At 73.3% G+C, this 26,453-nt stretch carries 20 protein-coding genes; 8 read left to right on the top strand and 12 right to left on the bottom strand.

The window, feature by feature from the left end:
• Positions 1 to 106 precede the first annotated feature (106 nt).
• From ACFVYX_RS25265 to pulA, 3 genes are all read left to right on the top strand, one after another.
• Positions 107 to 1,147, top strand: coding sequence for a LacI family DNA-binding transcriptional regulator (locus ACFVYX_RS25265; RefSeq protein WP_389683900.1), 1,041 nt, complete (start codon positions 107 to 109; stop codon positions 1,145 to 1,147).
• A 123-nt stretch (positions 1,148 to 1,270) separates the two neighbouring features.
• Positions 1,271 to 2,971, top strand: coding sequence for a carbohydrate-binding module family 20 domain-containing protein (locus tag ACFVYX_RS25260; RefSeq protein ID WP_389683751.1), 1,701 nt, complete (start codon positions 1,271 to 1,273; stop codon positions 2,969 to 2,971).
• A 71-nt stretch (positions 2,972 to 3,042) separates the two neighbouring features.
• Positions 3,043 to 8,343: a pullulanase-type alpha-1,6-glucosidase gene (gene pulA, locus ACFVYX_RS25255; RefSeq protein ID WP_389683750.1), complete on the top strand. Its 5,301-nt coding sequence runs from the start codon at positions 3,043 to 3,045 to the stop codon at positions 8,341 to 8,343.
• A 3-nt stretch (positions 8,344 to 8,346) separates the two neighbouring features.
• Here the strand turns inward: pulA and ACFVYX_RS25250 are convergent, their stop codons facing one another.
• Complete coding sequence (locus ACFVYX_RS25250) at positions 8,347 to 8,865, bottom strand: GNAT family N-acetyltransferase (RefSeq protein WP_389683748.1); 519 nt, start codon at positions 8,863 to 8,865, stop codon at positions 8,347 to 8,349.
• A gap of 65 nt (positions 8,866 to 8,930) precedes the next feature.
• Here ACFVYX_RS25250 and ACFVYX_RS25245 point away from each other — a divergent pair, with 65 nt between their 5' ends.
• Positions 8,931 to 9,263 carry a 5-carboxymethyl-2-hydroxymuconate Delta-isomerase gene (locus ACFVYX_RS25245; RefSeq protein WP_389683747.1) on the top strand — a complete coding sequence of 111 codons (333 nt, stop codon included), beginning with the start codon at positions 8,931 to 8,933 and terminating at the stop codon, positions 9,261 to 9,263.
• Here the strand turns inward: ACFVYX_RS25245 and ACFVYX_RS25240 are convergent.
• Positions 9,248 to 9,970 (bottom strand): TetR/AcrR family transcriptional regulator, encoded by a 723-nt coding sequence (locus ACFVYX_RS25240; RefSeq protein WP_389683746.1) that lies wholly within the window; start codon positions 9,968 to 9,970, stop codon positions 9,248 to 9,250. The genes ACFVYX_RS25245 and ACFVYX_RS25240 overlap by 16 nt on opposite strands.
• Positions 9,971 to 10,007: 37 nt before the next feature.
• On the opposite strand from ACFVYX_RS25240, the gene ACFVYX_RS25235 reads away from it, so the two are divergent.
• A complete protein-coding gene (locus ACFVYX_RS25235) occupies positions 10,008 to 10,565 on the top strand; it encodes a hypothetical protein (protein WP_389683745.1) in 558 nt (185 codons plus the stop codon).
• 7 nt (positions 10,566 to 10,572) lie between these two features.
• Here the strand turns inward: ACFVYX_RS25235 and ACFVYX_RS25230 are convergent, their stop codons facing one another.
• From ACFVYX_RS25230 to ACFVYX_RS25210, 5 genes are all read right to left on the bottom strand, one after another.
• Entirely contained in the window at positions 10,573 to 11,622 is a 1,050-nt protein-coding gene (locus ACFVYX_RS25230; RefSeq protein ID WP_389683744.1) for a PDR/VanB family oxidoreductase, read from the bottom strand.
• Complete coding sequence (locus tag ACFVYX_RS25225) at positions 11,622 to 12,506, bottom strand: metal-dependent hydrolase (protein ID WP_389683743.1); 885 nt, start codon at positions 12,504 to 12,506, stop codon at positions 11,622 to 11,624. Before ACFVYX_RS25225 ends, ACFVYX_RS25230 begins: the two co-directional genes overlap by 1 nt.
• Before the next feature lie 157 nt (positions 12,507 to 12,663).
• A complete protein-coding gene (locus tag ACFVYX_RS25220; RefSeq protein WP_389683742.1) occupies positions 12,664 to 14,811 on the bottom strand; it encodes a hypothetical protein in 2,148 nt (715 codons plus the stop codon).
• A 101-nt stretch (positions 14,812 to 14,912) separates the two neighbouring features.
• Positions 14,913 to 15,740 (bottom strand): tyrosine-protein phosphatase, encoded by an 828-nt coding sequence (locus ACFVYX_RS25215; RefSeq protein ID WP_389683741.1) that lies wholly within the window; start codon positions 15,738 to 15,740, stop codon positions 14,913 to 14,915.
• 126 nt (positions 15,741 to 15,866) lie between these two features.
• Positions 15,867 to 16,853, bottom strand: a complete 987-nt coding sequence (locus ACFVYX_RS25210) for an NAD-dependent epimerase/dehydratase family protein (RefSeq protein ID WP_389683740.1) — start codon at positions 16,851 to 16,853, stop codon at positions 15,867 to 15,869.
• A 290-nt stretch (positions 16,854 to 17,143) separates the two neighbouring features.
• Between ACFVYX_RS25210 and ACFVYX_RS25205 the strand changes: the two genes are divergently transcribed.
• Together ACFVYX_RS25205 and ACFVYX_RS25200 are read left to right on the top strand one after the other, a co-directional pair.
• Positions 17,144 to 17,773: a hypothetical protein gene (locus tag ACFVYX_RS25205; protein ID WP_389683739.1), complete on the top strand. Its 630-nt coding sequence runs from the start codon at positions 17,144 to 17,146 to the stop codon at positions 17,771 to 17,773.
• 45 nt (positions 17,774 to 17,818) lie between these two features.
• Positions 17,819 to 19,291, top strand: a complete 1,473-nt coding sequence (locus tag ACFVYX_RS25200; RefSeq protein ID WP_389683738.1) for a PepSY-associated TM helix domain-containing protein — start codon at positions 17,819 to 17,821, stop codon at positions 19,289 to 19,291.
• Here the strand turns inward: ACFVYX_RS25200 and ACFVYX_RS25195 are convergent, their stop codons facing one another.
• From ACFVYX_RS25195 to ACFVYX_RS25180, 4 genes are all read right to left on the bottom strand, one after another.
• Positions 19,292 to 19,834, bottom strand: a complete 543-nt coding sequence (locus tag ACFVYX_RS25195; protein ID WP_389683737.1) for a winged helix-turn-helix domain-containing protein — start codon at positions 19,832 to 19,834, stop codon at positions 19,292 to 19,294.
• Between the two features lie 351 nt (positions 19,835 to 20,185).
• Positions 20,186 to 21,217, bottom strand: coding sequence for a glutamine synthetase (gene glnII, locus ACFVYX_RS25190; RefSeq protein WP_389683736.1), 1,032 nt, complete (start codon positions 21,215 to 21,217; stop codon positions 20,186 to 20,188).
• 138 nt (positions 21,218 to 21,355) lie between these two features.
• A complete protein-coding gene (locus ACFVYX_RS25185; protein WP_389683735.1) occupies positions 21,356 to 22,513 on the bottom strand; it encodes a hypothetical protein in 1,158 nt (385 codons plus the stop codon).
• Positions 22,510 to 23,907, bottom strand: a complete 1,398-nt coding sequence (locus ACFVYX_RS25180) for a hypothetical protein (RefSeq protein WP_389683734.1) — start codon at positions 23,905 to 23,907, stop codon at positions 22,510 to 22,512. The genes ACFVYX_RS25185 and ACFVYX_RS25180 overlap by 4 nt, the downstream gene beginning before the upstream one ends.
• Before the next feature lie 205 nt (positions 23,908 to 24,112).
• On the opposite strand from ACFVYX_RS25180, the gene ACFVYX_RS25175 reads away from it, so the two are divergent.
• A complete protein-coding gene (locus ACFVYX_RS25175) occupies positions 24,113 to 25,084 on the top strand; it encodes a Gfo/Idh/MocA family protein (RefSeq protein WP_389683733.1) in 972 nt (323 codons plus the stop codon).
• Here the strand turns inward: ACFVYX_RS25175 and ACFVYX_RS25170 are convergent.
• Positions 25,018 to 26,433 (bottom strand): PLP-dependent aminotransferase family protein, encoded by a 1,416-nt coding sequence (locus ACFVYX_RS25170; protein WP_389683732.1) that lies wholly within the window; start codon positions 26,431 to 26,433, stop codon positions 25,018 to 25,020. The two genes, ACFVYX_RS25175 and ACFVYX_RS25170, sit on opposite strands and share 67 nt — an antisense overlap.
• Positions 26,434 to 26,453: the final 20 nt, after the last annotated feature.

Below are 26,453 nucleotides of genomic sequence, written 5' to 3'. Positions count from 1 at the left end.
CGGGGGGGGCCCCCGGGGGGGGCCCCCCCCCCCCCCCGGTGGGGGGGGGGGGGTCCCCCCCCCCCGGCGGGGGGGCGCGGGCACCGGCCCCCCGCGGCTCGCGGACATCGCGGCCCAGTCGGGCGTCAGCGAGGCCACCGTCAGCCGGGTCCTCAACGGCAAGGCGGGAGTGGCCGGCGCGACCCGGCACAAGGTGCTCGCGGCGCTCGACGTGCTCGGCTACGAGCGTCCCGTACGGCTCAAACGCCGCAGCGCGGGCCTCGTCGGGCTCGTCGTGCCCGAGCTGACCAACCCGATCTTCCCGGCGTTCGCGCAGGTCGTCGAGCAGGTCCTCGCCGGGCACGGCTACACCCCGGTGCTCTGCACCCAGATGCCGGGCGGCGCCACCGAGGACGAGCTCGTCGAGCAGCTCGTGGAGCGCGGGGTGGCCGGCATCGTCTTCCTCTCCGGCCTCCACGCCGACGCCTCCGCCGACCCGGCCCGCTACGCCCGGCTGACGGCCCGGGGCGTGCCGTACGTCCTCATCAACGGCTACAACGAGCACATCGACGCCAACTTCGTCTCCCCCGACGACCGGGCCGCGGCCCGCATGGCCGTCCGGCACCTGGTCGAACTGGGCCACGAGCGGATCGGTCTCGCCATCGGCCCCACCCGCTACGTGCCCTCGCGCCGCAAGGCCGAGGGCTTCACCGCCGAGCTGTACGAGCTCCTCGGCGTCGAACGGGCCGACGCGGAACGGTTCATCAGGCCCACGCTCTTCGGCGTCGAGGGCGGCCACGCCGCCGCCGACATCCTGCTCCGCGAGGGGTGCACAGGCATCGTCTGCGGCTCCGACCTGATGGCGCTCGGCGTGATCCGCGCCGTCCGTGCCCGCGGTCTCGACGTGCCGGGGGACGTCTCCGTCGTCGGCTTCGACGACTCACCCCTGATCGCCTTCACCAGCCCGCCGCTCTCCACCGTGCGCCAGCCGGTGCAGGCCATGGCGACAGCCGCCGTCGGCGCGCTCCTGGAGGAGATCGAAGGCAATCCGGTGCAGCGCACGGAGTTCGTCTTCCAGCCGGAACTGGTGGTCCGCGGCTCCACCGCGCAGCCGCCCGCCAAGGCCGAGGCCGCGTTTCCGCAGGTGGTCCCGCAAGTCCTTTCGTAACAACTTGCGTTGCGGCGTCCGGAGGGTTGACCGGGCGCCGGGGCGCTCGTACGGTCACGGCTGAAAACAGTTGCTGAAGTTTTCGGCAACTTCTTGCGACACCGACGTCGTACAGGAGGAAGCATGGCCAGAAAAACCGTGGCCGCTGCACTCGCCCTCGTGGCGGGAGCCGCCGCTGTGGCCGTCACGGGAAACGCCCCGGCGCAGGCCGCCCCCACAGGCGACAAGGACGTCACCGCGGTGATGTTCGAATGGAACTTCGCCTCGGTCGCCCGGGAATGCACCGACCGCCTCGGCCCCGCCGGATACGGATACGTCCAGGTCTCCCCTCCCCAGGAGCACCTCCAGGGCGGCCAGTGGTGGACGTCGTACCAGCCGGTCAGCTACAGGATCGCCGGACGCCTCGGCGACCGCGCCGCCTTCAAGAACATGATCGACACCTGCCACGCGGCGGGCGTCAAGGTCGTCGCCGACTCCGTCATCAACCACATGGCGAACGGCTCCGGCACGGGAACGGGCGGGACCCCGTTCTCCAAGTACGACTACCCGGGCCTCTACTCCGGCTCCGACATGGACGACTGCCGCTCCTCGATCACCAACTACCAGGACCGCGGCAACGTCCAGAACTGCGAACTGGTCCAGCTCCCCGACCTCGACACCGGCGAGGGGTACGTCCGCGGCAAGATAGCCGGCTACCTGAACGACCTCCTCTCCCTCGGCGTCGACGGCTTCCGCATCGACGCCGCCAAGCACATGCCGGCCGCCGACCTCGCCGACATCAAGTCCCGGCTGACGAACCCGAACGCGTACTGGAAGCTGGAGGCCATCCACGGCGCCGGCGAGGCCGTCTCCCCGAGCGAGTACCTCGGCAGCGGAGACGTCCAGGAGTTCCGCTACGCCCGCGACCTGAAGCGCATCGTCCAGAGCGAGAAGCTCGCCTACCTCAAGAACTTCGGCGAGGCCTGGGGCTACATGCCCTCCGGCCAGTCCGGCGTCTTCGTCGACAACCACGACACCGAGCGCGGCGGAGACACCCTCTCCTACAAGGACGGCGCGAACTACACCCTCGCCTCCGTCTTCGCGCTCGCCTGGCCCTACGGCTCCCCGGACGTCCACTCCGGCTACGAGTGGACCGACAAGGACGCGGGACCGCCCAACGGTGGCCAGGTCAACGCCTGTTACTCCGACGGCTGGAAGTGCCAGCACGCCTGGCGCGAGATCTCCTCCATGGTCGCCTTCCGCAACACCGCGCGCGGCCAGGCCGTCACGAACTGGTGGGACAACGCCAACAACGCCATCGCGTTCGGCCGCGGCTCCAAGGCTTACGTGGCCATCAACCACGAGTCCTCGGCGCTCACCCGCACCTTCCAGACCTCCCTGCCCGGCGGCGCCTACTGCGACGTCCAGTCGAACACGCCCGTGACGGTGAACTCGTCCGGCCAGTTCACGGCCACCCTCGCCGCCAACACGGCCCTGGCCCTGCACGTCAACGCCACGAACTGCGGAGGCGGCCCCACCACCCCGCCCGCCACCGCCAGCGCCTCGTTCAACGTCACCGCCACCACCGCGGTCGGCCAGAACATCTACGTCACCGGCAACCGCGCCGAGCTCGGCAACTGGGCCCCGGCCGCCGCCCTGAAGCTCGACCCGGCCACGTACCCCGTCTGGAAGCTCACCGTCGGCCTCCCCGCCGGAACGGCCTTCGAGTACAAGTACCTCCGCAAGGACGCCGCCGGAAACGTCACCTGGGAGTCCGGCGCCAACCGCACCGCGACCGTCCCCGCCTCGGGCCAGATCGTCCTGAACGACACCTTCCGCAGCTGAGGCATCCCCCTCTCCGCAGGGCCGCCCCACCGGGGCGGCCCCCTCTTCCCGTACCTCCAGGGAGCACCCCCGTGACACGCAAGAGAACGGCGGTCGCGCTCGCCGCCGCCCTGTGCGCCGCCCTCGTGCCCGCCATACCCGCGGCCGCCGCGCCCCGGCCCCCCGCGCCGCCCTCGGACCGGGCGCTCGCGGCCGAGCCCGCCCGCCAGGACCTCACCCGCGAGCAGTTCTACTTCGTGCTGCCCGACCGCTTCGCCAACGGCGACACCTCCAACGACCGGGGCGGCCTCACCGGCAGCCGTACGCGGACCGGCTTCGACCCCACCGACAAGGGCTTCTACCAGGGCGGCGACCTCAAGGGCCTGACCCAGCGGCTCGACTACATCAAGGGCCTCGGCACCACCGCCATCTGGATGGCGCCGATCTTCAAGAACCGGCCCGTGCAGGGGGAGGGGAAGGACGCCTCCGCCGGCTACCACGGCTACTGGATCACCGACTTCACCCAGGTCGACCCGCACTTCGGGACCAACGAGGACCTGGAGAAGCTGATCGCCGCCGCCCACGCCAAGGGCATGAAGGTCTTCTTCGACGTCATCACCAACCACACCGCCGACACCGTCGACTACGCCGAGAAGAAGTACGGCTACCGCCCCAAGGGCGCCTACCCGTACCTGGACAAGGACGGCCGCCCCTTCGACGACCGAGCCGCGATCGGCAAGGTGGACGCGGACTCCTTCCCGTACACCCCCGTCCAGAAGGCCGAGAAGGCGGACACCAAGGTCCCCGCCTGGCTCAACGACCCCACGGTGTACCACAACCGGGGCGACTCCACCTGGGTCGGCGAGTCCGCCGAGTACGGCGACTTCGTCGGCCTCGACGACCTGTGGACCGAGCGCCCCGAGGTCGTCGAGGGCATGAAGAGGATCTACGAGAAGTGGGTCCGCGACTTCAAGATCGACGGCTTCCGCATCGACACCGTCAAACACGTCGACCTGGACTTCTGGACGCAGTGGGCCACCGCCCTCGACGCGTACGCGAAGAAGCGGGGCCGCGAGGACTTCTTCATGTTCGGCGAGGTCTACTCCGCCGACACCACGGTCACCGCCCCCTACGTCACCCGGGGCCGGCTCGACGCCACCCTCGACTTCCCCTTCCAGGACGCCGCCCGCGCCTTCGCCTCCCAGGGCGCCGGGGCCGACCGCCTCGCCAAGGTCTTCGCCGAGGACTACCGGTACACCACCGACAAGGCCAACGCCTACGAGCAGGTCACCTTCCTCGGCAACCACGACATGGGCCGCTTCGGCACCTTCCTCAAGCAGGACAACCCGCACGCGACCGACGCCGAACTCCTCCGGCGGGCCCGGCTCGCCAACGAGCTGATGTTCCTCTCCCGCGGCAATCCGGTGATCTACTCCGGCGACGAGCAGGGCTTCACCGGCGCCGGCGGCGACAAGGACGCCCGCCAGCCCCTCTTCGCCGCCGAGGCCGCCGACTACCTCGACGACGACCAGCTCGGCACCGACCGCACCCACGCGAGCGACGCGTACGACACGAAGCACCCCGTCTACACGTCCGTCGCCGCACTGTCGCGCCTGACGAAGACCCACCCGGCCCTCCGCGACGGCATCCAGCAGGAACGGTACGCCGAGGGCTCCGTCTACGCCTTCTCCCGTACGGACGCCAAGGCGCGCACCGAGTACCTGGTCGCCACCAACAGCGCCACCACCGACAGGACCGTCACCGTCCCCGTCGACTCCGCGAACTTCCGTGCCCTGTACGGGGGTCAGGGCGCGGTCGCCGCCTCCGGCGGCAAGGTCACCGTCACCGTCCCGGCCCTCTCCTCCCTCGTCCTCAAGGCCGACGCCCCGCTCCCGGCCCCCGCCGCGAAGCCCACCGTCGACCTCAAGGCTCCCGCCGCCGGCTCCACCGGCACCGTCGAACTCACCGCCGACGTCACCGGCGGCGGCCTCAACCGGGTCGTCTTCGCCGCCCAGACCGGCGACGGCCGCTGGCAGACCCTCGGCACCGCCGACCACGCCCCCTACAAGGTCACCCAGCACGTGACCGCCCCCGCCGGCACCCCGCTCCGCTACAAGGCCGTCGTCGTCGACAGCGCCGGCCGCACCGCGAGCGACACCGCCGCCACCACGGCCGGCGCGCCCCCGGCCCCCGAGAAGCCGGTCGCCGTCGAACGGACCCACGCGATCGTCCACTACAAGCGCGAGGACGGGAACTACGACGGCTGGACCCTGAAGGCCGCCGGCCAGGAGGCCGCGTTCACCGGCCGCGACGCCCACGGCGCCTTCGCCTGGGTGAAGGTCCCCGAAGGCGCCTCCACCGTCCCGTACACCGTCGAGAAGGACGGTGCCGCCGAAGGACCGCAGCGCAGCATCAACCTCGGCCGCACCGGCGAGGTCTGGATCACGCAGGGCCAGGACGGCCAGTCCGACACGAACCCGGCCCCGGTCACCCCGGACAGGACCAAGGCCGTCATCCACTACCAGCGCCCGGACGGCAACTACGACGGCTGGGGCCTCCACACCTGGACCGGCGCCGCCCAGCCCACCGACTGGTCCAAGCCCCTCATGCCCGTCCGCACCGACGCGTACGGCGCCGTCTACGAGGTGCCGCTCACCGAGGGCGCGACCTCCCTCTCGTACATCCTCCACAAGGGCGACGAGAAGGACCTGCCCACCGACCAGTCCCTCGACCTCGCCACCTACGGCCACGAGATCTGGACGCTCTCCGGACAGCAGAAGTACCTGCTCCCCACCGTCGGCGCGGCCCCGAACCTCGACCTCACCAAGGCCGAGGCCCAGTGGATCGACCGGAACACCGTCGTCTGGAAGGTCAAGGCCACCGACGCCACCAGCCAGCAGCTGGTGTACGCGAAGGACGGCGGGATCACCGTCACCGACGGGTCGCTCAGCAGCGAGGGCCAGTGGCTCCGACTCGCTTCGGCCGCCCTCACCGACGCCCAGAAGGCGAAGTACCCGCACCTCAAGGAGTACCCGGCCTTCACCGTCGACCCGCGCGACGCCGACCGCGTCCGCGACTCCCTGCGCGGCCAGCTCATCGCCACCCAGCGCGCCGCCAACGGCGCCCTGCTCGCCGCCACCGGAGTCCAGACCGCCGGAATCCTCGACGACCTGTACGCGCCGAAGGCGACGAAGGCCGCCCTCGGCCCGGTCTTCCGCGCCGGCCGCCCCACCCTCTCCCTCTGGGCCCCCACCGCCCGGTCGGTCGCCCTCGAACTCGACGGCAGGACCGTGCCCATGCGGCGCGACGACACCTCCGGCGTCTGGTCCGTCACGGGCCCTCGGAGCTGGGCCGGCAAGCCGTACCGCTACGTCGTGAAGGTCTGGGCGCCCACCGTCCAGAAGATCGTCGTCAACAAGGTCACCGACCCCTACTCGACCGCCCTCACCACCGACTCCGCCCGCAGCCTCGCCGTCGACCTCACCGACAGCCGGCTCGCACCCAAGGGCTGGACGTCCCTGAAGAAGCCCGCCGCCGTGCCGCTCCGTGACGCCCAGATCCAGGAACTGCACGTCCGCGACTTCTCGATCGCCGACCCCACCGCGAAGGCCGAGCACAAGGGCACCTTCCTCGCCTTCACGGACAAGGACAGCAAGGGCTCGAAGCACCTCAAGGCGCTCGCCGACTCCGGCACCTCCTACGTCCACCTCCTCCCCGCGTTCGACATCGGCACCATCCCCGAGAAGAAGTCCGAGCAGACCACGCCCGCCTGTGACCTGAAGGTCTACGCCCCCGACTCCGAGGAGCAGCAGGCCTGCGTCGCCGCGGCCGCGGCGAAGGACGCCTACAACTGGGGCTACGACCCGCTGCACTACACCGTCCCCGAAGGCTCCTACGCCACCGACCCGGACGGCACCCGCCGCACGGTCGAGTTCCGGCAGATGGTCCAGGCCCTCAACGGCCAGGGTCTCCGCACGGTCATGGACGTCGTCTACAACCACACCGTCGCCGCCGGACAGTCCGACAAGTCCGTCCTCGACCGGATCGTCCCCGGCTACTACCAGCGCCTCCAGGCGGACGGCACCGTCGCCACCTCCACCTGCTGCGCCAACACCGCCCCCGAGAACGCCATGATGGGCAAGCTCGTCGTCGACTCCGTTGTCACCTGGGCGAAGGAGTACAAGGTCGACGGCTTCCGCTTCGACCTCATGGGCCACCACCCGAAGTCCAACATGCTGGCCGTGCGCAAGGCCCTGGACGAGCTGACCCTCGCGCGGGACGGCGTCGACGGCAAGGCGATCGTCCTCTACGGCGAAGGCTGGAACTTCGGCGAGATCGCCGACGACTCCCGCTTCGTCCAGGCCACCCAGAAGAACATGGCCGGCACCGGCATCGCGACCTTCTCCGACCGGGCCCGCGACGCCGTCCGCGGCGGCGGCCCCTTCGACGAGGACCCCGGTGTCCAGGGCTTCGCCTCCGGCCTCTACACCGACCCCAACACCTCCACCGCCAACGGCACCCCCGAGCAGCAGAAGGCCCGCCTCCTCCACTACCAGGACCTGATCAAGGTCGGCCTCACCGGCAACCTCGCCTCCTACACCTTCACCGACACCTCCGGGCGCACGGTCAAGGGCTCCGAGGTCGACTACAACGGCGCCCCCGCCGGATACGCCGCAGCCCCCGGCGACGCCCTCGCCTACGCCGACGCCCACGACAACGAGACCCTCTACGACGCGCTCGCCTTCAAGCTCCCGGCCGGCACCACCCCCGCCGACCGGGCCCGCATGCAGGTCCTCGCCATGGCGACCGCCACCCTCTCCCAGGGCCCGGCGCTCTCCCAGGCCGGATCCGACATGCTCCGCTCCAAGTCCCTCGACCGCAACTCGTACGACAGCGGCGACTGGTTCAACGCGATCCACTGGGACTGCCGCGAAGGCAACGGCTTCGGCATCGGCCTCCCGCCGGCCGCCGACAACAAGGCCAAGTGGGGCTATGGCAAGCCGCTGCTCGTCGACCCGGCCCTCACGGTCGGCTGCGCGCAGATCGACGGCGCCTCCGCCGCCTACCGTGACCTGCAGAAGATCCGCACCACCGAGCCGGCGTTCTCGCTGACCACGACCGGGCAGGTGCAGGAGACCCTCTCCTTCCCGCTCTCCGGCCGCGACGAGACCCCGGGCGTCATCACGATGCGCCTCGGCGACCTGGTCGTCGTCCTCAACGCGACCCCGGCCAGCACCTCCCAGAAGATCGCCGACCTGGCGGGCAAGGGTTACGCCCTCCACCCCGTCCAGGCCGGCGGCTCGGACGCCGTCGTCAAGTCCGCCTCGTACGAGGCCGGTTCGGGCACCTTCACGGTCCCGGCGCGCACGGTGGCCGTCTTCAGGGCCGGATGACAGTCACCGCCGGGGGAGTGACCGCTCCATCAGGGTGACCCCGTAGCGCGTGCCGTCGGCGGCGAGCTTTCCCGGCTCCTCGCCGACGGCACGGTAGCCCGCGGCCTCGTAGTACGTACGGAGCCGCGGGTTGTCCGTCAGACAGTCCAGCCGGGCGACCGTCCGCCCGGCCGACGCGATCCGCTCCTCGGCGTGCGCGAGCAGCGCACGCCCGGTGCCGGACGGCGCGGCCTCCCGGTCGGCCATCAGCCGGTGGACGTACCCGGCGTCCGGCGGCTGAGGACCCCAGGCCTGCGGGTCCTCCCACCACAGTTCGTACGCGCCGACCGCCCGGCCGTCGTGGGACGCCAGCCACACCTCGCCCGCGCCGATCCGGCCGCGGAAGTGTCCGGCGCTCCTGCCGCCGGGCTTCCACTGGTCGATGCCGTTCCGCAGCATCCACCGGGCCGCCCCGTCGTACATCCCCACCAGCAGGTCCAGATCACGCTCGTCCGCCTGCCGGAAGGTCACTTGTGTCGTCATGGCGATCACCGTAAAGCTGTGGCCGGACATCCGACAGCCGTATCCTCTGCCCGGGAGTGACCCTCATGCCGCAGATCACCGTCGACTACTCCGCGCCCCTCGACCGGCGCGGTTTCGCACGCGCCCTGCACCCGCTCGTCGTCGAGACGGTCGACACGAAGCTCGACGCCTGCAAGACCCGGTTCCGGGAGGTCGAGGAGCTGATCGTCGGCGACGGAACGGCCTACGACGCCGTCGTGCACGTCGAGATAGCCCTGCTGCCCGGCCGTACGGAAGAGATCAAGGCGCGGCTCTCCGAGGCCGTTCTCGACCTGCTGACGACCAGCCTCAAGACGACCGAGGGCGTCCGCCTCTCCGTCGAGATCCGCGACCTCGAAGCGTCCTACCGCAAGCGCTGACCGGGCACCGCCGACGCCTCGGGCACGAGCGCGACGAGCCGGGCCACCAGCTCCCCGAAGGGGCCGTCGGCCGGCTCGTCGGCGAGGATGCCGACGAGGATCCCCGCCATCTCCGGGTCGTACGCGGCACTCACCGCCGCGAGCGCCGCGAAGTCGTGCACCAGCTGCAACTCGAGCTCCGCGCGCGGGACCCGGCGCCCGTCCAGCCAGAGCAGCGCCGTCGACTCGGCGAGCGACACCCAGGACCGCACGACCAACTCGAGCCGGGCCGACGGCTTGTCGACCTCCAGATGCGCCAGGATCTGCTCGTACGCGGCCTGCCGCACCTCGTCGATCATCGCGTTCGTCGTCGACGACCCCACCGCGGGACCGCCCCGCATCAGCGCCGCGAACCCCGGCCCGTGCTCGTCCACGAAGTCGAAGAACCGCCCCATCACCCGCAGCAGCCGCGCCCCGAGCGGCCCCTGCGGCGGCTCCACGAACCGGGCCGCCAACTCGTCGGCCGCGCGCCGCAGCGCCGCCTCGTAGAGGCTCTGCTTGCCGGGGAAGTAGTGGTAGACCAGCGGCCGCGAGATGCCCGCGGCGGCGGCGATCTCGTCGATGGAGACCTCGTCGGGAGAGCGATGGCTGAAGAGTTCGAGGGCCACCCCGATCAACTGCTGCTTGCGCTCCTCGACGCCCATCCTGCGGCGTACACCGGTCGTCATACGAACAGCCTAACGGGGTCCGTTACGCTGCTGCTCCATGAGCGCTTCCGACCAGGACACCAAGGCCGCGAAGGCCCCGGAGGCCCCTGAGGCCGACGAGCCCAGCCGCGAGGCCTCCTCCGGGGAGACCCCGGAGGAGACTTCCACGAAGACCTCCGCCGAACACGCCGAAGAAGCAGCGGAGGAGGGCCCCGAGGAAGCCGCCGTGGAAGCCGCGGAGGAAGCCCCCCGGAAGGCCGCCGTGGAAGCCGCTGCCGGCGGTGCGGCGGAGGACGCCGGAGAGGAGCCCGCCGAGGGTGCCGACGAGGCCTCAGCGGCCGTCGAGGAGGGCCCCGCCTCGGGACTCACACCGAAGCAGGCCCGGCGGCTGCGCGTCGCCGCCGCCTCCGTCCTGCTCGTGGCGATGGCCGTGGTCCTCGTCGTCCGTCTCGCGAGCCGGACGTCCGTCCTGGTCGTCGGTGTGTACGGCCTCGCCATGATTCTCTGCGGCGTCGTGATCGAGCTCTCCCGCAACGGCCGTACGCGGCTCGGCACCTGGCTCCTGGTGGGAGGCCTCCTCGCCGCGCTGGCCTTCGACTGGCTGATCCTGCCCTGACCCGCTTCTAGAGGTCGAGTACGAGCCGCTTTCCCGCACAGCGCGAGACGCAGATCAGCATCGAGTCGGCCCGCTCGGCGTCGGTGAGCAGCTCGTCCCGGTGGTCGACCTCCCCCTCGACGACCTGCTGCCGACAGGTCCCGCAGAACCCCTGCCGACAGGAGTACATGACGCCGGGAACCTCCTCGCGTACCACCGAGAGGACCGACCGGTCGGCCGCCACCGTCACCGTACGGCCGGAGCGGCGCAGTTCGAGCTCGAAGGCGGTGCCGCCGGTCGTCGCGGCGGCCGAGAAGCGCTCCAGGTACGGCGCCCGGTCCTCCGGCATCGCCGCCGTCACCGCGTCCATCAGACCGTCGGGTCCGCAGCAGTACACCGGGGTCTCGGCGGGGACATGGGCGAGGAAGCCGAGGTCGGGGCGGCCCGACTCGTCCTCGGGGACGACCGTGACCCGGTCGCCCAGCGCCTCGACCTCCGTCAGGTACGGCATCGTGGCCCGGCTCCGCCCGCAGTACACGAGCCGCCAGTCCGCCCCTGCCGCCTCGGCGGCGCGCAGCATCGGCAGGACCGGGGTGATGCCGATGCCGCCCGCGACGAACACGTACGCGGGGGCGCCGACCAGCGGGAAGCGGTTGCGCGGGCCCCGGATCTCGATCTCCACGCCCGCGTGGAGCCGCTCGTGGACCTCGCGCGAACCGCCTCCGCCGTCCTCGATGAGACGCGTGGCCACGGTGTACGAGGAGAGGTCGGCCGGGTCGCCGCAGAGCGAGTACTGCCGCACCAGGCCGGAGGGCAGGACCAGGTCGACATGGGCGCCGGGCCGCCAGGCCGGCAATCCGCGCCCCTCAAGGCGCAGTTCGACGACGCCGTCGGCGGGCGTGGCGCGCCCGGCCACCACGACCTTGCGGGGGACGGTGCTGCCCCTGCCGTACCCGGACACGGGCTCGTCGAGGGCGGGCATCGGCCACAGCGGGGCCGTGGACATGCGGCTGCGGACGGCGCGGCGGACCAGCAGGGCGGCGCCCGCGACGAGGGCGACGGTGGTGAACCGCGGCATCAGCGGCCTCCGTTGGCGCCGGGCGACGAGGCCAGGTAGGCGATGGCCTGCGCGGTGTCGCCCTCCTGGGAGGGGTGGTAGGCGCGGCTGAGATAGCGGGGTATCGAGCGCAGCATGTCCGGGGTGGAGGGCAGGACGCCCTGCCGGCCCTTGCGGACGAACTGGCCGAGGGAGGCCTTGCCGTCGAGGAGGCTCGGGTCGTTCTCCATGAAGAAGCGGACGCCCCGCTGCCAGAGGAAGACGAGCGCGGAGAAGGCGAGCGCCCAGGTGCGGGCGCGCCGCCGGTAGCCGCCGTCGAGGTGCAGGAAGAGCTCGAAGGCGACCGAGCGGTGCTCGACCTCCTCGGCGCCGTGCCAGCGCAGCAGGTCGAGCATGACGGGGTCGGCGCCGACCCGGTCGAGCTCGTCGGCGTTGAGGACCCAGTTGCCGAGGAAGGCGGTGTAGTGCTCGATGGCGGCGATCAGCGCGACCCGCTCCATCAGCCACCAGCGGCGCGGCCGGCCCGGCGGCAGCGTGCGGTCCCCGAGGAGCTTCTCGAAGAACCAGTCGACCTGCGCGGTGTACGGGGTGGGGTCGAGGCCCTGCTCCCGGAGGTGGGGAAGGACGTCGTCGTGGGCCTGGGAGTGGACGGCCTCCTGGCCGATGAAGCCGATGACGTCCGCGCGCAGCCGGTCGTCGGTGATGTACGGCAGCGCCTGCTGGTAGACGTGCACGAACCAGCGTTCGCCGGCCGGGAGCAGCAGGTGCAGCACGTTGATGGTGTGCGTGGTGAAGGGATCGCCGGGTACCCAGTGGAGCGGGGTCTGCTCCCAGTCGAAGGAGACCTTGCGGGCCTTGAGCTCCACGTGCTCCGACGCCACCGGTGCGGGCTGCGTATTAGACATGACGTCAATGTACTGAGGCGTAGGGGATGACGACAGGTCTGTGCACCCCCATTTTCGCCACCTCTCTTTCCGGCTCTCTCCGCTTCCTCTCCGGTGCTCTCAGGCTCCCTCGCCGGCTCGCTCGCCGGTGTCCTCTCCGGCTCCCTCTCCGCTCGCGCTAGCGCAGGGCTTCGATCCGCGTTCCGTCCCGCAGGGTGCCGTCCAGGTCCGCCCGGGCCCCGGCGGCCGCCTTCACCGCGAGGACCGGGCCGTCCGCGCGGCCCTTCACCCCGCCCGAGGTCTCCAGGGCGGTGACGTCCGGACTGCCCGCCGCCAGGACGTACCAGCCGCCGCTCGGCGCCTGCCACAGGACGCCCGCCAGGACCCGCGGATCCCGCACCCCGCAGGCCGGTGACCCCTCGGAGCGGGCCGCGAGCGCCGCCGGGACCCCGGGGGACGGGACCAGGAACTGGGCGAGGACCCTGCTGCCCGTGCCCCGCCAGGTCTCCGCGCGCGTGCACAGCCAGGTGCCCCGCCCGGCGCCCTCGGGGAGCGGCTGGTCGGCGAACCGCCAGGCGTTCACCGACCGCACTCCGTGCGCCCGTACCGCCGTCAGCTGGCAGGCGGTACGGGCCCATGCCGCCCGCGCCTCCGGCCCCGTCGCGTCCACCGGCCCGGCCGGCGGGCCCCACAGGAGCCGGGCGGGGGCCAGTTCGCCCAGGTCGGCGAGGAGCCGCAGCCCCGAACCGTCCCGTACCTGGAGGGTGTTCCAGCGGGTGCAGCCCTTCGCGAGCGCGGGGCTCGGCACCGGCTCGGTCATCCCGTGCGCGTCCCGCGCCAGTGGCCGGGGCTCCTTCGCGGGCGCGAGGAGGTCCCGTACGGCCGTCTCCTTCACCCAGGGCGCGGTCAGGTAGCGGACGTTGCCCGCGGCGCGGGACACGACGAGAGCCGCCGAACCGATGGTGTCGGCCCCGTCCGTGCGCGCGAAGTCGAGCGCGGCGCCCGCGGTTCCCCCGACCGGCTCCGCGTACCGCACCGCCCGCAGCCCGTCGTGGAGGAGCACCACCCTGGCGCCGTCCACCACACCGGCGAACAGCAGGTGCGGCGGGCCCATCGGCGGCCCCACCGGCGTCCCGGGCGTCGCCGAGGAGCGCACGGAGACGCCGGGCCTCGCCCAGACGGCGAGCGCCCGCCGCAGCAGCGCGCTGTCACCGGTCAGACCGCCACGGGCGGGCCACACGGAGAAGTCCTGCCTCGTCGAACCGGGCCAGGCGGCCGGGGCGACGCGCTTGAGCGTCCCGGGGTCGAGGGCGGCCTCGGCGGCCGGGTTACGCGCGTACGGGGGCGCCGCAGCACCGTTTCTGCTCCATCCGTCGCCGGGCAGCCCGAGCAGTGCCCCGCACACGACGAGCGCGGCGACGGCGACGACCGCGGCCCGACCGTGCTGCCGCCGCCGCAGGAGATCGGTGGGCCGCGCCTGAAGCGCACAGGGATCGAACTCGGCGGACTCCAGCAAGGCGGCGCCACTGACACGGCTGGAAGGAGCGGGCGGCGCGGTCGCGCGCCGACCGGGCCCGCTCGCGCGGCCGCGCGGTCCGCCGGGGCCCCGGGGGCCGGCCTGTTCGGCGACCTTCTCCGTCCGCCCGTCCGGGCCGACGGGGCCCTCCACGACGGCGTCGGGCGACCCGGCCGAGGCCCCGGCCTCCGGTTCGTCCACAGCGCCCGGTTCGTCCACCGCGCCCGGTTCGCCCACCGCCTCCGGTTCGTCCACCGTGTCCGCCTCCGCCAGCGCCGCCGCCGGGTCCTCGACGCCGACCGACGCCAGAACCCGCAGCACCTCGGGGTCGCCCTGGCGTTCCAGACCACGCAGGACGTACGCCGCGCGTCCGGGCCCGGAGAGCCGGGAAAGCCGCTGGTCCAGGGCGAGTTCGTCAGCTCCGCCCACCCGGGGGAACAGCCGGAGCCCCCACACGTGGGGGAGCAGCGGCGGGAACTGCGCCCGGCGCGGCAGCGCGAGGCGCCGAAGCGGCAGCCCGGCGACGATCGCCTGCCGCAGCACCTCCCCCCGTACGTACGCGTAGCCGGGATCCACGGCGTCCTCCGCGAGCCGCGGCGCCGGCAGGGCGGGGCCCGGCACCCGGCGGCGCGGCAGCGAACGCTGGACGAGCGCGTGCGCGGTCAGCACCCGGCGGTTGCGGCCGAGCGACGGCGGCAGCACGAGATACGCGATGCGGACGAGACGCGGATAACGCTCGACGAGCGCGGCCTCGGCCTGCTCGACGTCGACGGGGCCCACGGGGGAGGGAACGAGATCCTGGGTGCTCACGTGCAGCAGAACGAGCGATTCTTCCGATGGTCACCCCGGCCCCGGGAGGTGACCCGCCGCGGGCCTCCGGCCGACAAGACACCTAGGGGGTGTCTTGTCGATCACGCGGTTCCGCCGGCTCGGCCCGCCGGTACCCCCTGCACCGTCAGCCGCTCACGGATCCGCTCCGTCACCTCGTCCGGGACGCCGAGCCCCTCCCGTACGTACTTCTCCATCGACCCGTGCCGCACGGCCACTTCGTCGAGCGCCGCCTCCAGGTACTCCGGCACGACACCGATCAGGTCAAGGGCGAGGTCCGGATCGCCGCCCTGCGCGGTGAAGCCCTCGATCATCGGCGCGAACGCCTGCCGTACCGCCGCGTTGACCGCCAGGTACTCGCTCCGCACGGTCCTGTCGTCCGCGCCGAGCAGACCGAGGACGACCGTCGCAGCCCAGCCCGTACGGTCCTTGCCCGCCGAGCAGTGGAAGAGCAGCGGCCCGGCGCCCGGAGCCCCCAGCTCGGTGAGGAGGGCGCGGTAGGAGGCGCGCCCGGAGTCGCTGGAGACGAAGGTCCGGTACGTCCGGGCGAAGGCCGCCCGGACCTGGCCCCCGCCGAGATACTCCTCGGCGAGCGCCGGGTCGGTGAGCAGTTCCCTCAGACGGGCGGCGGGCGGCAGCCCGCTGACGGCCAGATGGTCGGCGAGCACGTCCGCGACGAGCAGCCGCGCGCCGGCGGGCAGCCGGTCGGGCCGCTCGCCGCGCTCCCTCTCCGTCCGGAGGTCGACGACCGTACGGATGCCGAGGCCGGCGATCGCCGGCTCGGCCGGGTCGAGCCGGTCGAGCTGCGCGGAGCGCAGGACCTGGCCGGGACGGACCGAACGCCCGGCCCCGAGCGGCAGACCGCCGAGATCGCGGAGGTTGGCCACGGAGGCGGCGGGGATGACGGGCATGCGGCGGCTCCTCCGGTTCGTACGCGTTCGTCTCGACCGTAAGGGATCATCCCGGTTCGGGCAGGCCAGGGCGCTTCCCCGCCCTGCCGGGACGCTTCGGAGGTCCGGCGGGCCCGCCCCCAGGGGCTACGCCAGGAGCTCCGCCTCTCGCGCGGCGGAGAGGCCGACCGGCGGCCGGTCGGGGCGGTGCGGCGGGACCCCGCCGATCGATTCCAGCCACGCCCATGTGTCGGCGACCGTCTCCTCGACCGGCCGGCAGCGCAGCCCGGCCGCGAGCGCCCGCGAGACGTCGGCGGTGTGCATCGCGTCGTACATCTCGCCCGGCGGCAGCCACACGGGCAGCTCCGTCCACGGCTCCACCCCGGCCACGAGCAGTGTCTCGGGGTCGGTCCAGCGGAGCTCGGCGCCCGCGCCGGTGACCCGTACACAGGCGTCGAGCAGCTCGCCCATGGTCGTGTGACCGGGCGGCGAGACGAGGTTGTACGGCCCCGAGAGCCCGGCGGCGACCGCGTCGAGCGTCCACTCGGCCAGGTCGCGGCCGTCGATGTACTGGATCGGCAGGGCGGCGGGTCCGGGGGCGAGGACGGGGCCGCCGCGCGCGATCCGGCCGAGCCACCAGGGCAGCCGGCCGATGTTCTCGTACGGGCCGACGATGAGGCCCGCCCTGACGAGCAGCGCCCGGTCCGTGCCGAAGGCCTCCGTGACGGCGAGCTCGCCGCCGCGCTTGGCCTCCGCGTACGGCACGTCCCCGGCGTCCGGGGACCCCTCCACCAGCGGCCCGTCCTCGTCGAGTCCGGCGGCCGGCGGCCACGCGTAGACGGAACGGCTCGACACGTACACGTACCGCCCGACCCGTCCGGCGAGCAGCCGGGCCGCGTCCCGTACCGCCGAGGGAGCGGCCGACCAGGTGTCCACGACGGCGTCCCAGGAGCCGGCCGCGAGGGCGGCGAGACCCTCAGGGCCGGTGGTGCGGTCGCCGAGCAGCGAGGTGACCCCCGCGGGCGGTGCGTGCCGGCCACGGTGGAAGACGGTCACCTCCCAGCCCCGTTCGAGCGCGGCCTCGACGACCGCGCGTCCCACGAACTCCGTGCCTCCGAGCATCAGCAGCTTCATGATCGGATCCTCTCCGGAGGCGCATCGCGGGGCCAGCGCTTTCCGCTCCGGGAGGATTCCGCCACGGGAGGAACGGCACGGGAACTCGCGAGGACGCCACGGGAGGAACGGCACGGGAACCCACGAGGACGTCACGGCATCCGCGTCGCACCAGGAGGCGGTCTCGTGCGGGGCGCGGCCGGGTGACAGCATGGTGGGCGATGACGGATGCCCGGTCGCCCCTGCGCGCGCTGCGAGCCGCCCTGTTCGCGGTGGTGTGCGTGACCTTGGCAGCTGTGGGGCATTCGTCCATGTCTGCCCACCGGCTTCCCGTGCTCGCCCTGCTCGGCGCCTTCGCCGTGACGGCCGCCGCCGCCTGGGCCGCGGCGGGCCGGCGCAGGGGCGCGCCGGCGATCGCGGGCGCGCTGCTCGCCGTCCAGGGCGGGCTGCACCTGATCTTCTCGATGGCCGGATCGCACCCGGGCGACACGGGCCACACGCCGCCGACGCCCGCGCACGGCGGCAGCGGCGGGACGCACACGCACGCGCACGGCGGCACCGGCGGGACACACGCGGTGCACGCGACGCACGGCGCGGGGGCGGGCGCCGACACGGGCATGGACATACTCTCCGGCGCGGCCTCAAGCACCGCCGGCATGCTCGCCGTCCACCTCCTCGCCGCGCTCCTCTGCGGCCTCTGGCTGGCGCACGGCGAAGCGGCGTTCTTCACGCTGGCGCGAGCCGCCCTGGCGTACGCCTTCATCCCCCTGCGCCTGCTGTCCGCACGCGTCCGCCTCCCCGACGCCCCGCGCCGCCCGGTCCGCAGGACCCGGCGGAACACCCACCTGCCGCACACCGTCGTCCTCGCGCACACCCTCTCCCGGCGCGGCCCGCCCCACGCGCGCGTACCCCACGCCACGGCCCTCGGAGCACACGTCTGACCCGGGGGTCCTTTCCCCCTGTCTGCACCGACTCCCAGGACAGCCATGACCATCGACGATCCCGCACGCCCGGAAACCGCCGAACCCCCCCGCCCGGCAGCCCCCGACGCGCCGCCGCCGAAAGCGCCGGAACCGTCCGAAGCCGCCCCGGCCCCCCAGAAGCCCGGGACCTGGAGCGCCCTGCGCCCCCTCGTCCTCCGCCTCCACTTCTACGCGGGCGTCCTCGTCGCCCCCTTCCTCCTCGTGGCCGCCGCCAGCGGCCTGCTGTACGCGCTCTCCTTCCAGGCCGAGAAGACCGTGTACGCGCACGAGCTCGCCGTACCCGTCGGCGACACGACCCTGCCGCTCGACCGCCAGGTGAACATCGCCCGCAAGGTCAATCCGAACGGCACCGTCACCGCCGTCTGGCCGGGCGCCGAACCGGGCGCCACCACCCGGGTCCTGATGGCCGACCCCGACGTCCCCGAGGGCACCTCGCTCGCCGTCTTCGTGGACCCGTACACGGGGGACGTACGCGGGCAGCTGCCCAGCTACGGCAGCTCCGGCGCGCTCCCGCTGCGGACCTGGATCGACGGTCTGCACCGCGATCTGCACCTCGGCGACCTCGGCCGCAACTACAGCGAGCTGGCCGCGAGCTGGCTGTGGGTCATCGCGCTCGGCGGCCTGCTGCTCTGGCTCGGCCGGCGACGGAGGAACCGCCGCGCCCTGTTCGTCCCCGAGGGCGGTCCGGCGTCCCGCCGCCGCACGCTGTCCTGGCACGGCTCGGTCGGCCTGTGGGCGGTCACCGGACTCGTCCTGCTCTCCGCGACGGGTCTCACCTGGTCACGGTACGCGGGCGAGAACATCGGCGCGGTCCAGGACGGACTCGGCGGCGCGACGCCCACCCTCTCCGCGACCGTCGACGGAGCGGCGGCCGACGGCTCCTCGGAACACGAGGGCCACGGAGGCGCCCACACCGGGACCGGCGCCACCGCCCAGGGGCCGGACATCGGCCTCGACAAGGCACTGGAGGCGGCCCGCGCGGCCGGCATCGACAGCCCGAGGATCTCGGTCGTCCTGCCGGCCGAGGGCAAGGGATACGTGGTCAAGGAGACGGACACGCAGTTCCCGCTCCAGCTGGACTCGGCGGCCGTGAACCCGGCGGACGGCACGGTCGTCGACCGCCTCGCCTTCGCCGACTACCCGCTCCTCGCCAAGCTGACCCGGATAGGCATCGACGCGCACACCGGCGTCTTCCTCGGCCTCTTCAACCAGCTGGCCCTGGCGGCCCTGGCGCTCGCCCTGATCCTGCTCGTCCTCTGGGGCTACCGCATGTGGTGGCTGCGCCGCCCGGGCCGTCCGGCGGCCCGGGGGGCGTGGCGGCGCGTCCCGGTGACCATGCTGCTGCCGCTCGCGGCGACCACGGCCCTGGTGGGCTGGTTCTTCCCGCTGCTCGGCCTCAGCCTGCTGCTGTTCCTGGCGGCCGACCTCGCCCTGGCCCTGGTGTCCAGGCTTCGGGCGAGGTCGCGAACGAGCTGATCAGGGCGCGTACTTGTAGCCGACCCGCCGCACGGTCTGGATCGTGTGGCGGTGCTCGGCGCCCAGCTTGCGACGCAGCCGGGCCACATGCACGTCGACCGTACGGCCGTCGCCGACGTGCCCGTACCCCCACACCGTGCTGACCAACTGGTCGCGGGTGTGCACCCGGTGGGGGTTCGCCACGAGATGGGCGAGCAGCTCGAACTCCAGATACGTCAGGTCGAGCGCCCGCCCGTCCACGGCGGCGATCCGCCGCACGCCGTCGATGGCGACGGGCCCCTGCTCCTCCACCGCGACGGACGCGGGGGCGGCGACGGGCAGCCGCGGCTGCTGGTCGGCCGGTACGAGCACCAGGTACCCGACCATCGGCGGCCCTCCCGGCAGCGTCGGCAGGGTGTGCGGGGGAGCGGGCAGCAGGGTGGCGCCGGGCGGCAGGAAGTCCGCGACCCGGGCGAGGTCGACGCCCTCGTCGGGCTCGACGGCACGCAGTCGGTGCCGTCCGGGACGGACGGCCGTGAGGGAGGCACTCTGGGTGTGGGCCATGAGAGGTCAGCTCTTTCGCGCGGAGAAACGGACGGACAGGAGTCGTACGTCGTGCGCGTCGGCCGAAGGCCGTGGATCGGACCGTACCGATCGGGGCGTTAGAGGGCCGACGCGTTCCTCGCGCGGCAACACACCCGGTCGAAGTCGTGATGCTGCCGGGAAGGCCAGAACGGCTCGAGGTCATGACGACCCGTCGCGCTGTCGTTCCGTGTGAGGGCCATATCCCTATTCAACCAGAAGGGAACGCGGGTGAGCAGCCCCGTACCGGCCAGAACCCGGCCGCCCGTCCCCCCATGACGGAAGGGGCGCCCCCGTGCGAAACGGTGGGCGCCCCTTCCGGAAAGGTGCGGATCAGACCTGGCCGGCCTTCTCCAGGGCCTCGCAGCAGGTGTCCACCAGGAGGCGGGTCACCGTGTACGGGTCCACGTTCGCGTTCGGGCGACGGTCCTCGATGTAGCCCTTCTGGTCCTGCTCGACCTGCCACGGGATGCGGACCGAGGCGCCTCGGTCCGAGACGCCGTAGGAGTACTGGTCCCACGGAGCGGTCTCGTGCAGACCCGTCAGGCGGTCGTCGATGCCGGCGCCGTAGTTCTTGACGTGGTCGAGCGGCTTCGAACCCTGGCCGAGGGACTCGGCGGCGGTGATGATCGCGTCGTAGCCCTCGCGCATCGCCTTCGTGGAGAAGTTGGTGTGCGCGCCCGCGCCGTTCCAGTCGCCCTTCACCGGCTTCGGGTCGAGCGTCGCCGAGATGTCGAAGTCCTCGGCCGTGCGGTACAGCAGCCAGCGGGCGATCCACAGCTGGTCCGAGACCTCCAGCGGAGCCAGCGGGCCGACCTGGAACTCCCACTGGCCCGGCATGACCTCGGCGTTGATGCCGGAGATGCCAAGACCCGCCGTGAGGCAGTTCTCCAGGTGCGCCTCGACGACGTCACGGCCGAAGATCTCGTCCGCGCCGACACCGCAGTAGTAGCCGCCCTGCGCGGCCGGGAAGCCGGCCTCGGGGAAGCCGAGCGGGCGGGAGCCCTTGAAGAAGGTGTACTCCTGCTCGATGCCGAAGATCGGCTCCTGAGCGGCGTACTTCGCGGCGACCTCGGCCAGCGCGGCACGCGTGTTGGACTCGTGCGGCGTCATGTCCGTGTTGAGGACCTCGCACAGCACCAGGATGTCGTCGCCGCCGCGGATCGGGTCCGGGCAGGAGAAGACCGGCTTGAGGACGCGGTCCGAGGCGTGGCCCTTGGCCTGGTTCGTGCTGGAACCGTCGAAGCCCCAGATCGGCAGCTGGTCGAGCGCGAGCGCGTCACCGACGATGATCTTCGTCTTGGAACGAAGCTTCGCGGTCGGCTCGGTGCCGTCGATCCAGATGTACTCAGCCTTGAAGGTCACGGGCCTCATCCTTTGGGCGTGCTGCTGCGGGAAACGCAACGGCTCGCGGCGCTGCGAGAAGCTGCGGTGTCTGTGTCCGGTCGCAGCTTCGCAACACGGGATTTCCCGTCGGTTGCCCGAATGTGAACCCCGTGTTACTCAGCTTTCCTGTGTTTCCCGCAACCGCTGTGCGACACCGTGCGCGTCGAGGAGTCCACCGAGCCCGGCACCCCGCACCCGCCGCACCACCTCGGCGTACGAGGTCCCGAGGGCCTCCGCGGTCCGTCCCAGGTGCCAGTCGCAGGCGGCGAGCCGCCGCAGCAGATGCCCCTTCCGGATCTGGTTCTCCGAGAGCCGGAACGTCTTCAGATAGACCGCCCGGCCCTTGCGGTCGGTGATCAGCTCACCGATGTGCTGCTCCCGCCCACCGCGCTGGAACGGCGGAAGGAACCGGTACAGGTCGAAAGGACCCGCCCGGTACACCCGCTCGAAGGCGTACGAGGTCTCCAGGAGGTCCCGCGCCATCAGCTCGTCGTGCGCCACCGCCCAGGACCGCTCCTGCTCACGCGCCGCCGCCCGCAGGTCGGCGAGCGTACGGATGCCGCCCGCCCCGTCCCTGATCCGCGCCGTGAACTCGGGCACGGGCCCGCCGTAGTACGCGTACTGGTGCACCAGCTCCCCGAACAGGTCCTCCACGAGCGTCGGGTGCAGCAGCCGGTAGTCGTCCGGGTGCGGCACCACGAACGCGGCGGCCAGCGTGTCGGCCACGTACAGGAACATCCCGCACTGCCCCGGATGCGGCTCGAAGACCCGCAGCGCCTCCGCGAGCCCCGGCACCGCCCACCCCGCGTAGGCCGCCTCGGCACGCGGCGAGAGGCCGTGCCGCAGTGCCTCGCGCGACCAGTCGTCCCAGACCACCGACGGCCCGCCGAAGTGCAGCGCGAGATATCCCTCCAGGGCGAGGTGCAACGGGAGGAACCGCAGCCTCCGCTCACCCTGGCGCCGCTTCGCCATCCGGTGGATCCGCCGCACGGGCACGCAGGCGGGCGGCTCCTCACCGCCGAGCCGGGTCCCGTACGCGGCGGACTCCGCTCCCGTCCCCACGTCCGTCCCCGACCAGTCGGCGACGAGACCGTGCGGGAGGTACGAGGTGTAGGTGGTGCGGTCGGGCAGGTCGACGGCCCCGAACCCTCCGTAGACCTCACGGCGCAGCCGCAGGTCCGGCACCGGCTCGGCCCGTACCAGCGGAACGATCCGCACCCCGCCCCACACCTGCGAGGGCCGGACGTCGAGCCCGGTCAGATCGATCCTGGTCATCCTTCGGCCCTTTCGAGGAAAAGCTCCACCCGCCGGTCCAGATAGGCCCGCAGCTCGCCGAACCCCGTCCGGCCCTCGGCGAACTGCGCGATCTCCACCAGCGCCGCCAGATCCTCCGCGTCCCGGATCCCGGCGACGGGCACGCTCGGCGCGAGCCGGCGCACGTCAAAACCCTCCGCGTCGTATACGGGGTTCAGGTGCACCACGCTGGTCCGCCGCTCCGGATCGAGCCGCGTCCGCCACACCCGCAGCACTTCGCCCGCGAGCCCCGGCGGGGCGTTGTCCCAGCCGTCGGAGACGATCACGAGCCGCTCGGGGCCGCTCTCCAGGGCGTCGAGGATCCGCAGGCCCAGCGGGGTCGGCCCGGACGGCCGGACGAGCAGGGGATCACGGCCGCCCGAGGTCCACAGCGGGGTGTACGCCCCCGGCGCCGCGAGGGCCTCCAGGAGATGGTGGGAGCCGAGCGCCACGGCCAGCGGACGGCGCCGCTTCACCGCCGAGCCCGAGGAGGAGAAGCTGTCGTCGAGCACGGCCGCGACCCGCCCCCAGCTCCCGGCGTACGGGCCCGCAGCGCGCCGGGCCGCGGCCCGCAGCGCACCCGTCAGCTCGGCCCGCCGCTCCACCCGCTCGCCGAACGGCAACGAGAGGACGTACAGGGCGAGACGGGTCAGCGGCATCACGGACAGGTCGGCGGCCCGATCGGCCCTGAGCTGTTCGAGGCGGGTCATCCGGGGCGCGATCCGCTCCAGGAACACCGCGCGCGGCACCCCGTGCTTGGCGGCGAAACCCTCAGCGACCGTGAACGGCAGCTCGTAGAGCGCCCCCTGCTCGTAGCGGGCCCGGCGGAAGGCGTCGAGCGTCGCGTTCTCGTACCGGACCCGGCGGCCGGGCGCGAAGAGGAAGTCGCCGGTCTCCGGATCGGGCAGTCGCCCGTGGACGTGCCGCAGGGCGGACTTCAGACCGGCCCGGTACTTCACCGCGTCCAGGGCGGGATCGGGGCGGGCCGCGAGCCACGCGCGCGTGATCGCGCGCGTACGCCGGTTGTTGACCCCGGCCCTGCGCAGCGCGCGGAACAGCCGGTAGACGCGCTGCGGCGGGAGCAGCGCCAGGCGCGCGCCGATCAGCCGCCCCTCCGCGCGCTTCTCCTCGGGCCCGCCCGCCTCGTCGGCGGTGCGCAGCAGCCGCTCGATGATGAGGCAGGCGTTGTGGTGGTTGATGTCGAGCGCCAGGGCGGCGGCGTACACGGGCCGGTAGTTGACCCGGACGTACTCGTGGACGAAGCGGAGCGAGAAGTCCTGCGCGGCGGCGGAGGACCGGAACTCACGCTGGCCGGTGGCGGTCACGGCGGCGTTGACGAAGAGGAGCACGTCCTCGGCGGCGACGAGCTCGGACATGACTCTCCCCTTCTCGTGGGCGCCGGCCGGGGAATGAGGGCGCGAACAGCGAAGACGTTGCTTCAGAGGCAGGTTCCGGAAGTCGCACCGGAGTCCCGCGGCCGGCCCGGAAACGCTAACACCGGGCGGGGGGAGGTCCGCCAGGCATTTCGGGGCGGTCGGCATCACCGGGGCCGTTGTCACTGCCACCCGGCAGACTGGGGGCATGGCGAAGAACCCGGGCGCGAAGCCCCGTATCGGACTCCTCGGCACCGGCCCCTGGGCCGCGCGCACGCACGCGCCCGCGCTCGCCGGGCATGCCGGGATCGAGTTCAGCGGGGTGTGGGGCAGACGCCCCGAGGCGGCGGCCGCGCTCGCCGCCGCGTCGGGCACGCGCGCGTACGACGACGTGGACGCCCTCTTCGCGGCAAGCGACGCCGTCGCCCTCGCGCTGCCGCCGGACGTGCAGGCCCCGCTGGCGGTGCGGGCCGCGGAGGCCGGGTGTCACGTCCTCCTCGACAAGCCGGTCGCGACGACGGTCGCCGGGGCGCGCGAGGTGACCGAGGCGGTCGAGGCGGCCGGGGTCGCCTCGGTGGTCTTCTGCACGCTGCGGTTCGCCGAGCCGACGGCCCGCTGGATCGGGGAACAGACGGCGGCCGGCGGCTGGTTCCTCGGCGAGGCGCACTGGCTCGGCTCGCTCTACGGCCCGGGTTCGAGCAGCGCGTACGCGGCCTCCCCGTGGCGGCGGGCGAAGGGCGGTCTCTGGGACGTGGGCCCGCACGTCCTCTCCGTCTACCTGCCGGTCCTCGGCGACGTCACCGAGATCACCGCGGCGCCCGGTCCCGACGACACCCATCACCTGGTCCTGCGGCACGCCTCGGGCGCGAGCAGCACCGCCACGCTCACCCTCAGCGCCCCACCGGAGGCGGCAGGGGCGGCCCTCACGCTGTACGGCTCCGGTGGCAGAGCCGAACTGCCCCCGTGGGACGGGGCGGTGGACGCCTTCGCCGCGGCCGTGGACGCCCTCGTCACGGCGGCCCGTACGGGCGTGCCGCACGCGTGCGACGCCCGCTTCGGCCTCCGCCTCACCGAGATCCTGACGACGGCGGAGGCGCAGGTGGCCCGTCGCCGTCAGGAGCAGCCGCCGCGCGAGGTCTCCTCCAGCGCACCGCACAGCGCCTCCACAGCGGCCCCGTAGAGCCGCTCCGGCGGAGTGGCGTAGCCGACGACCAGGCCGTCCGGGCGGGCCGGGTCACGGGCGTCGGGGTGGCGGTAGGGGGCCAGGCCCTCCACGGCGATCCCGTGCCGGGCCGCCGCGTCGAGGGCCGCCCGCTCCGTGCCGGGCGGGAGCTCCACGACGGCGTGCAGGCCGGCGGCGATCCCCGTCACCCGCACCCCCGGCACCCGCTCGGCGAGCGCGGACACCAGCCGGTCGCGCCTCCGCCGGTGCCGCTGGCGCATCCCCCGGACGTGCCGGTCGTACGCGCCGGAGACGAGGAAGTCGGCAAGGGTGAGCTGCTCCGTCGCGGAGGCGTACGGCTCGCGCTCACCCTTCGCCGCGACGACCCCGTCGACGAGCGCCGACGGCAGGCACATCCAGCCGAGCCGGAGCGCGGGGGAGAGGCTCTTGCTGACGGACCCGACGAAGGCGGTGCGCTCGGGGTCGAGGCCCTGCACGGCGCCCACCGGCCGCCGGTCGTACCGGAACTCCCCGTCGTAGTCGTCCTCCACGACCAGGCCGCCGGAGGCCCGCGCCCACTCCAGGACGCCGGCCCTGCGCCCGGGATGCAGGGGCCCGCCGGTGGGGAACTGGTGGGCGGGGGTGAGCAGCACCGCGCTCGCGTGCCGGGGGATCTCCCCGGCCCGTACCCCGTGGTCGTCGACGGCCACCGGCATCGTGGTGACTCCGGCGTCGGCGAGGAGCCCCCGGTGGAAGGGGAGCCCGTACGCCTCGACCGCCCAGGGGTCCGCCGTGCCGAGCACGCGCGCGAGCAGCCGCAGGGCATGCGCGGCGCCCGAGCAGATCACGATCCGGTCCGGGGAGGTCCGTACGCCCCGGACCCGCGCGAGGTACTCGACGAGCGCCCGGCGCAGTTCGATCCGTCCGTGCGGGTCGCCGGTCCCGAAGGCCTCGTGGGGCGCGGCGGTGAGGGCCCGCCGGGCCGCCGCGAGCCAGGCGGCCCGCGGGAAGGCGCCGGGGTCGGGCTTGCCCTGGACGAGGTCGTACGGGAGCGGGGGCGGCGCGGCGGGCCGCACGGGCCCGGGGGCGGGCGCGGCGATCCGGTCGGCGACCCGGGTGCCGGAGCCCTGCCGGGAGGTGAGCCAGCCTTCGGCGACCAGTTCGGCGTAGGCGTCGGCGACGGTGTTGCGGGCGATCCCGAGGTCGGCGGCGAGCGTCCGGTAGGGCGGCAGCCGGGTCCCGGGGGCAAGTCGCCCGCCGCGCACGGCTTCGCGCAGGGCCGCGATGAGCGCGGCCCGCCGCCCTCCCGCCGGGCTCAGCTCCAGATGCAGGTCGGCCCCGAGCCCGTCGGCGTCCGTCTCCCTCACGCCGGGACCCCTCCTCTTCC

This window comes from Streptomyces sp. NPDC058326, from assembly GCF_042879855.1.
GTDB lineage: Bacteria > Actinomycetota > Actinomycetes > Streptomycetales > Streptomycetaceae > Streptomyces.
Note: the sequence above shows the minus strand (reverse complement) of the source record. Positions and strands in the feature narration are given on the sequence as shown.

Excerpts from the sequence above, each read along its gene's own strand:
- ACFVYX_RS25260 (WP_389683751.1), top strand. The coding sequence starts at position 1,271 with ATGGCCAGAAAAACCGTGGCCGCTGCACTCGCCCTCGTGGCGGGAGCC.
- ACFVYX_RS25250 (WP_389683748.1), bottom strand. The coding sequence starts at position 8,865 with ATGACGACACAAGTGACCTTCCGGCAGGCGGACGAGCGTGATCTGGAC.
- ACFVYX_RS25245 (WP_389683747.1), top strand. The coding sequence starts at position 8,931 with ATGCCGCAGATCACCGTCGACTACTCCGCGCCCCTCGACCGGCGCGGT.
- ACFVYX_RS25240 (WP_389683746.1), bottom strand. The coding sequence starts at position 9,970 with ATGACGACCGGTGTACGCCGCAGGATGGGCGTCGAGGAGCGCAAGCAG.
- ACFVYX_RS25235 (WP_389683745.1), top strand. The coding sequence starts at position 10,008 with ATGAGCGCTTCCGACCAGGACACCAAGGCCGCGAAGGCCCCGGAGGCC.
- ACFVYX_RS25230 (WP_389683744.1), bottom strand. The coding sequence starts at position 11,622 with ATGCCGCGGTTCACCACCGTCGCCCTCGTCGCGGGCGCCGCCCTGCTG.
- ACFVYX_RS25225 (WP_389683743.1), bottom strand. The coding sequence starts at position 12,506 with ATGTCTAATACGCAGCCCGCACCGGTGGCGTCGGAGCACGTGGAGCTC.
- ACFVYX_RS25215 (WP_389683741.1), bottom strand. The coding sequence starts at position 15,740 with ATGCCCGTCATCCCCGCCGCCTCCGTGGCCAACCTCCGCGATCTCGGC.
- ACFVYX_RS25210 (WP_389683740.1), bottom strand. The coding sequence starts at position 16,853 with ATGAAGCTGCTGATGCTCGGAGGCACGGAGTTCGTGGGACGCGCGGTC.
- ACFVYX_RS25205 (WP_389683739.1), top strand. The coding sequence starts at position 17,144 with ATGTCTGCCCACCGGCTTCCCGTGCTCGCCCTGCTCGGCGCCTTCGCC.
- ACFVYX_RS25200 (WP_389683738.1), top strand. The coding sequence starts at position 17,819 with ATGACCATCGACGATCCCGCACGCCCGGAAACCGCCGAACCCCCCCGC.
- ACFVYX_RS25195 (WP_389683737.1), bottom strand. The coding sequence starts at position 19,834 with ATGGCCCACACCCAGAGTGCCTCCCTCACGGCCGTCCGTCCCGGACGG.
- ACFVYX_RS25185 (WP_389683735.1), bottom strand. The coding sequence starts at position 22,513 with ATGACCAGGATCGATCTGACCGGGCTCGACGTCCGGCCCTCGCAGGTG.
- ACFVYX_RS25180 (WP_389683734.1), bottom strand. The coding sequence starts at position 23,907 with ATGTCCGAGCTCGTCGCCGCCGAGGACGTGCTCCTCTTCGTCAACGCC.
- ACFVYX_RS25175 (WP_389683733.1), top strand. The coding sequence starts at position 24,113 with ATGGCGAAGAACCCGGGCGCGAAGCCCCGTATCGGACTCCTCGGCACC.